The sequence below is a fragment of the Jatrophihabitans sp. YIM 134969 genome, assembly GCF_054456675.1.
Genome location: NZ_JBTJEQ010000107.1, coordinates 1 through 1,216, shown reverse-complemented (window position 1 = coordinate 1,216; position 1,216 = coordinate 1). Strand labels below are relative to the sequence as shown.

Annotated in this window: 2 pseudogenes; both read right to left on the bottom strand. The window is 75.7% G+C overall.

What is annotated here, in order from left to right:
- Nucleotides 1-453, bottom strand: a pseudogene (locus ACXR2U_RS24060) (transcription termination factor Rho); the annotation flags it as partial.
- A gap of 372 nt (nucleotides 454-825) precedes the next feature.
- Nucleotides 826-1,216: pseudogene (locus tag ACXR2U_RS24055) on the bottom strand (homoserine kinase); the annotation flags it as partial.

Below are 1,216 nucleotides of genomic sequence, written 5' to 3'. Positions count from 1 at the left end.
GGTGGCCGCGGCGGAGGAGTCGGCCGCAGCGGCGGGCCGGCTCGCGCCCCGACGGGTGCGGGTGCGCGGGGCGGCGTTCGACTCCGGGGCGGACGTCGCGGCCGGGGCCTCGGCCGGAGCGGAGGCAGCCGGAGCTGAGGCGGCCGGAGCTGAGGCGGCCGGAGCTGAGGCGGCCGGAGCTGAGGCGACCGGGGCGGACACGGTCGGGGCGGTGGTCGCGGCGCCGGCGCCGTTCGACCCGCCGGACCGGTGCGCCTGGATGGCGGCCACGAGGTCCGACTTCTTCTTCTTGGCGGTGGGGATGCCGAGGCTGCCGGCGAGCTGCTGGAGCTCGGGCAGGAGCATCGAGGACAGCGAGCCGGAGCGACGACGGGCGGGCGTCTCGGCGCCGGCCCCGTTCGTGTCGACCCCTGGCAGGACCAGGGTCTCCGTGCGGTCTGCTGTGTCGGTCACTGGCTGTGGTTGACCTTTCGGGACGACCCCGCGGCGTACGACCTGTACGGCGGGCTGAGGCGGCACGGCCCGAGCGGGCCGTGACACCGGTCACCGGTCAGATCCGGTGACCACCGGGTGGTGATGCGTGAGCGTGCGTGTCCAGGGCGAGGAGGTCCGTGAGGGGCAACGCATGCGACGGTGGGGGCCGGCACACACGGGCCCGGACGGCGGGTTTGTCAAGGATGTCGACACACCGGGGCCGTCGGCCCTGCCTGGAGAACGCACACGGTGGGAACGCATCGACCACCGGTTACGCGCCCGACTGTAATCGTGGCGCTCGGAGAGAGCAACACGACCCGCCCGGGGCGTGTTCCCGGATCACGTCTGCTGTCAGGCGGGGTCCGGCACCAGGGTGGCGGTCGCGCCGGAGGCGACGTCGAGCCCCGCGGCCCACCACCCGGCCGGCGCCGCGGCGAGCGCGGCCGCGCGCTGGTCGTCGTCGACCGCCAGCACCAGCACGGTGGGACCGGCCCCGGAGACCACGGCGGCGAGGCCGCTCTCCCGCAGTCGGGTGACCAGGACGCCCGTCTCCGGCATCAGCGCGGCCCGGTACGGCTGGTGCAGGACGTCGTGGGTCGCCGGCAGCAGCGCGACCGGGGCGAGGGTCAGCGCCGCGGCGAGCAGCGCGCCACGACCGCGCCCACCGCCTCGACATCCGTTCGCTGCGTGAGGACATCGGCGCGGAACTCGGCCTGGCCGGGTTCGCGTCGGCACCCTGGAA